We start from the raw sequence: 5,053 nt of genomic DNA on the forward strand, positions 1-5,053 counted from the left end.
TCACCTGGAAGCTTATTTTGTTTTTTTCTGTTGCATTTTTCACACAAGATTACAGCATTTAGTCCTGCAGTCTCATCTTTTAAAGGGTAGCCTTTTGAAATAGGCAGATGATGGTCTATGCACAGGTGTTTTTCACTGCTGCATTTAAAGCATCTCCTGCCAAAAATCTCATAAACATTTTCTTTTTCACTATATGTAAGCCTGTCATCAAAATAGGTTCTCAATTCTTTTCTCTTTAAAATATTCAGGCTTTCCTTTTCAGGGCTCTGTATATCTTCACTGTTTTTTTCCTCTTTCCGACTTTCTTCTTTTGTAAAAATATAAATTATTATAAAAAACACTATCCAGAAAAAAATGAGATTTATCACGAGATCACCCCCTAAAAATATTTTATCTGCATCTCCATTATCTATATAGAAAATATTCAAGTCCCATTCTTTCTATCCTCTTATAAATATTTCAAAACATACTATATTTTGCTGTTCAGTTATATATGGACAATTTTTACAGGAATCAGTTAGTGCAAAAGATTAGAGATAAACAACTTTTGAAATGTGAAACTCCGCCTTGGATTTTTGTCCAAAAAATTAGGACGTACGTTCTAATTTTAGTATTTTTTCAAATTTTCTTTGACAATTACAGTAAAATACTATAAAATAATTGCAATAAATAAAATTTAATAAAGTCGGACGAAGGTATAGGGAGAGAGCTGTTTGATCAGCCACCGAAGGAGTAAAACTCTCAGGTAAAGTGGACCTATTCTGGACGAGCCTCTGGAGAGAACTGTTTAGTCAGTCGCCGAAGGAGTAATACTCTCAGGTAAAATGGACAGAGGAAAACAATCACTTGTTTTCTAGAGGCTGCATTTTTTGTAGCCTTTTTTGTATCTCATCCGGATTTTTAGTAGTTATTAAATATTTATCTGTAGATAATTTTAGGGGGGATAAAGATGGAAAAAACATTTGCAAGTGACAACTTTAGCGGGGTAGACCCGAAGATTATGGAAAAACTTATAGAGGCAAACAAGGGACATACTTTTGCCTATGGACTGGATCCTACAACTATAAAAGCTAAGGAAAAGTTCAAAGAAGTTTTCGGAGATGTAGAAGTATTTTTCGTATACAACGGAACCGGATGTAACGTGCTGGCACTAGAGGCCATGAAAGGGAGAGCCACATGTGTTCTCTGTCCTGAGACCGCTCACATATTTCAAGATGAAGCAGGAGCACCTACAAAGATTACAGGGATGCAGCTTCTTCCTGTTCCTTCTGAAGACGGAAAATTTAATATAAAAGCAGCGGAAAAATTCCTTTCTTTCAAGGGGTCTTTCCATAAACCAGAGGCTCATATCATCTCAATAACTCAGGCTACTGAGATCGGGACTGTGTACACTCCTGCTGAAATAAAAAATATCTCTGCCTTTGCAAAAAGAAACAATATGCTCCTTCATATGGACGGTACCAGACTTTCAAATGCCGCTGCAGCCCTAGGATGTTCTCTGAAGGAGATGACTGCTGACTGTGGTGTAGATGTTTTATCTTTCGGAGGTACAAAAAACGGTCTTATGTTCGGAGAAGCTATCGTATTCTTCAAAAAAGAACTGGCAGAAGATTTCCAGAGACTTCGTAAGCAAAATCTTCAGCTTCACTCAAAAATGAGATTTATATCCGCTCAGTATCTGGGGCTTTTAGAGGATAACTTATGGCATAAAAATGCCTCTACAGCAAACAGAATGGCAAAATACCTCAAGAAAAAACTTGTCAACCTAGGTGTGGAAGTGACTAATGATGTCATGGCAAATATTGTATTTGCAAAAATACCTATGGATGCAGTGGCTGAAATGCAGGAATTCTCATATTTTTACCTGTGGAATGAATACAAGAAAGAATCGAGATTTGTAATGTCCTTTGATATAGTAGAAGAGGATATCGATATTTTTGTGAATAAATTAGAGGATGTGTTAAAAAAACAAAGTATATGTCTGTCTGAAGGGACATGCTGTGCTTCATAAAATAAGAAGGCATTGAACTTTCCCTGAAACAATAATTTTTACGGGAGGAATAAAAATGACTTTTGACTTTGACCTCATTGTGATAGGAGCAGGGGCAGGGGGATTGACCTGTGCCATCACTGCCAGGGGATTCGGTAAGTCAGTGCTTCTGATAGAAAAAGATAAAACCGGCGGAGAATGTACCTGGTCAGGATGTGTTCCTAGCAAGGCTCTTATAAATATCTCCAAGGAGATCCATTCTGCCAGGAAGTACTGCGACTTTAAACCTGATACATTAAAAATAATGAAAGATATTAAAACAGTTATTCAGGATGTCTATTCCCATGAGACTCCAGAAGTCCTTAAAAAAATGGGAATTAATTTTCTCAAGGGAGAGGCTGAGTTTACAGAAAATAAAACAGTAAGAGTAGGAGAAAATACATTTAGCGGAAAAAGTATCATCATAGCAACTGGATCTGCTCCGTTTATTCCTCCTATACCTGGTATGAATACTGTAGACTATCTTACCAACGAATCTTTGTTTGCTCTTGAAAAACTTCCTGAATCTATGATCATTCTGGGAGGAGGGGCCATAGGAGTAGAAATGGCCCAGGCTTTGAACCGTATAGGTATAGAGGTTCATCTGGTGGAAATGCTAGACAATATACTCTTCAGAGAGGATCAGGAGTTTGCTCAGATTCTGAGAGAGAAACTCGTAGACGAGGGAGTAAATATCCATATCAAGACAAAGGCTGTGGAAATAAGAAAAGATGGAGAGATGATAGTTCTCACAGTGGAAAAAGACGGGGAAAAAACGGAACTGTCTGCAGAGTCTATTTTGGTAGCTGTAGGAAGAAAACCAAATACAGAATCTCTGAAACTGGAAAATGCAGGAATAGAATATAATAGAAAAGGTATAGAGGTGGACAAACATCTCCAGACAAATATACACGGTATATACGCTATAGGGGATGTCGCCGGACCATATCAGTTTTCACACATGGCCAATTACCAGGGTATCATTGCTGTGCAAAATGCCCTCACACCTCTTAAAAAGTCCGTAGACTACTCACACGTAGCCTGGGCTACATTCACCCAGCCTGAACTTGCCAGTGCAGGTCTCACTGAAGACGAGGCCCGAGAAAAACATGACAATATTCATGTGTATCTTCTTGGAAGAGATGAACTAGACAGGGCAAAAACAAAAAAAGATGATATTTTCAGAGTTAAAATTATCTGTGACAGTAAAAAGAATATTTTAGGGGCTCAGATTTTAGCAGACAGGGCTGGAGATTTGATCTGTGAGATTCAGGCTGTAAAATCAAACGGTCTTTCTCTGGACAAGCTCTCTGGTGTTATCCATCCTTATCCCACATACGGAGAAGCTTTTAATAAACTTGGAAAAAGGGCATACGTAGACAAACTTATGGATAATCCAATTGTAAGCCTTATAAAATCAATAAAGCATTAAATAAAAATCCTCCGGATACCGGAGGATTTTTATTTATCAGTATTTTTCTTCATTTAGATTTTCAGGTTCCCCTTTAAGGATTTTATCCTCAGTTTCCGGGTTTTCAGACCATTCTTTCCACCCGCCGTCATATAGAGACACTTTATTTAATCCCATAACCTGGGCATAAAAAAGAACTTCACTGGCCCTCCATCCTGTCCCACAGTAAAAGGCGATCTTTTTATCCGTATCTATCTGCAGGTCATCCCACATCTTGAGAATTTCATTATATGGTCTCATATAAGTCCCGTAATCTGCACGGTAATCCTCTAAGTGCCAAGGATCAGATCCGCCCATCCCCCACTTGTCTCCTCTTATTCTTCCTCTTGGTTTAATATAGTCATAACCACTTGTTTTCCCTATATATTCTTTCCAGCTTCTTATACTCACAAGGTCACTCTTTTTGCTTTTCAAGTATTTTTCTGCTTCAGGAAGATCTATAATAATATCAGGATTCCCAGGAACTTTCATCCCAAAATCATCTACAGATTCAGGAAAATCTATACCGACTTCCGAAGTATATCCAGCTTCCTGCCAGGCTTTCCATCCGCCGTTTATAAGCCTTACATCTTCAACACCGGCATACTTACATATTATCGCAAACCTTGCTGCAGGCATCGGATCATCTCCGTAAACAACTACAAGGGTTTCCTTTGTAATTCCTAGTTTTTCAAGTTCAGTTTTTATAGCACTATCACTCACTCTGTTCCATAGAGGTCCCTCTTCAAACCATCCTGTATGAACATAATAAGAACCTGGAATATGACCAGTCTTATGGAATTTACCATTTTCTCCCCATCCTGCATTGATTACTTTTATGGGTCTTCCGTCATACTCAGGGATCTCTTTTCCCTCAAGGAGCTTTTTTACCCAGCTTACAGGTACAAGAGACTCATATCTCGGAAGTTTTTCCATGGAATATTTTTTCTTGTTCCACTCTTCTATTCCGTCTTCATAAACAGATACATCATATCCCTTGTCAGATAGTATCTCTGACATGCTGGTGTCATCACCATATAAAATTATTTTGTTTTCTTTTGTTATGCCTTTTCTCTCAAGGGAGGCCTCTATAATCTCATGTTTCAGAGATGCTGCAGGAAGATTGTAGGCCCCGCTGATATGCCCCTGTATCCCTGTCCCTTTGATATCCCAACCGTTATATTCATCATAACTTCTTGTGTCAATAACCACTGTGCCTCTTTCATTCAGACTCTTTTTTACCTTTCTGGTGGATACAATCTCGACTTTTTTTGAGACTTTTTCCGGACTTTTAGGCTTACTATTGCATCCTATAACGAAAAGCATTACTGAAAATATAAGCAGTATTTTTTTCATTGTTATTTCCTCCTCATAGAAATTAATTATATTAATATTTTAATAACTTATGTTAATTGCTATCAAACTAAAAAAGACTTTTCCTGTTTAGTTGCTTTTTATAAATCTAACCGCACTGATCATTCTATCATTTTTTTGTATTTTGTCAATTAACATTACAATTGTTTCTCAGTATTTGAAATATTAATTTGAACAGTATTTTTATTTTCAGAAGGAAA

At 37.4% G+C, this 5,053-nt stretch carries 4 protein-coding genes and 1 riboswitch; of the genes, 2 read left to right on the forward strand and 2 right to left on the reverse strand.

Going from position 1 to position 5,053, the window contains the following annotated elements; translation table 11 throughout:
- Nucleotides 1–368 (reverse strand): HNH endonuclease (locus tag ABZA26_RS07215; protein ID WP_372713849.1); only part of this gene is annotated, 368 nt, incomplete at its 3' end.
- Between the two features lie 395 nt (nucleotides 369–763).
- Nucleotides 764–842: riboswitch (glycine riboswitch) on the forward strand.
- 107 nt (nucleotides 843–949) lie between these two features.
- Between ABZA26_RS07215 and ABZA26_RS07220 the strand changes: the two genes are divergently transcribed.
- Together ABZA26_RS07220 and ABZA26_RS07225 are read left to right on the forward strand one after the other, a co-directional pair.
- Nucleotides 950–2,011, forward strand: coding sequence for a low specificity L-threonine aldolase (locus tag ABZA26_RS07220; RefSeq protein WP_372713850.1), 1,062 nt, complete (start codon nucleotides 950–952; stop codon nucleotides 2,009–2,011).
- A 55-nt stretch (nucleotides 2,012–2,066) separates the two neighbouring features.
- On the forward strand, nucleotides 2,067–3,461 hold the full coding sequence (locus ABZA26_RS07225; protein ID WP_372713851.1) for an NAD(P)/FAD-dependent oxidoreductase: 1,395 nt from the start codon (nucleotides 2,067–2,069) through the stop codon (nucleotides 3,459–3,461).
- 36 nt (nucleotides 3,462–3,497) lie between these two features.
- Here the strand turns inward: ABZA26_RS07225 and ABZA26_RS07230 are convergent, their stop codons facing one another.
- The gene (locus ABZA26_RS07230; protein ID WP_372713852.1) at nucleotides 3,498–4,835 is read right to left on the reverse strand and encodes a rhodanese-like domain-containing protein; all 1,338 of its coding nucleotides are present in this window, start codon (nucleotides 4,833–4,835) and stop codon (nucleotides 3,498–3,500) included.
- Between the last annotated feature and the right edge of the window lie 218 nt (nucleotides 4,836–5,053).

Origin of the sequence: Ilyobacter sp. (genome assembly GCF_041583315.1) — a bacterium.
Taxonomy (GTDB): domain Bacteria; phylum Fusobacteriota; class Fusobacteriia; order Fusobacteriales; family Fusobacteriaceae; genus Ilyobacter.

What these genes read in the sequence shown, in the direction of transcription:
- ABZA26_RS07220 (WP_372713850.1), top strand. Translation starts at nt 950, where the DNA reads ATGGAAAAAACATTTGCAAGTGACAACTTTAGCGGGGTAGACCCGAAG.
- ABZA26_RS07225 (WP_372713851.1), top strand. Translation starts at nt 2,067, where the DNA reads ATGACTTTTGACTTTGACCTCATTGTGATAGGAGCAGGGGCAGGGGGA.
- ABZA26_RS07230 (WP_372713852.1), bottom strand. Translation starts at nt 4,835, where the DNA reads ATGAAAAAAATACTGCTTATATTTTCAGTAATGCTTTTCGTTATAGGA.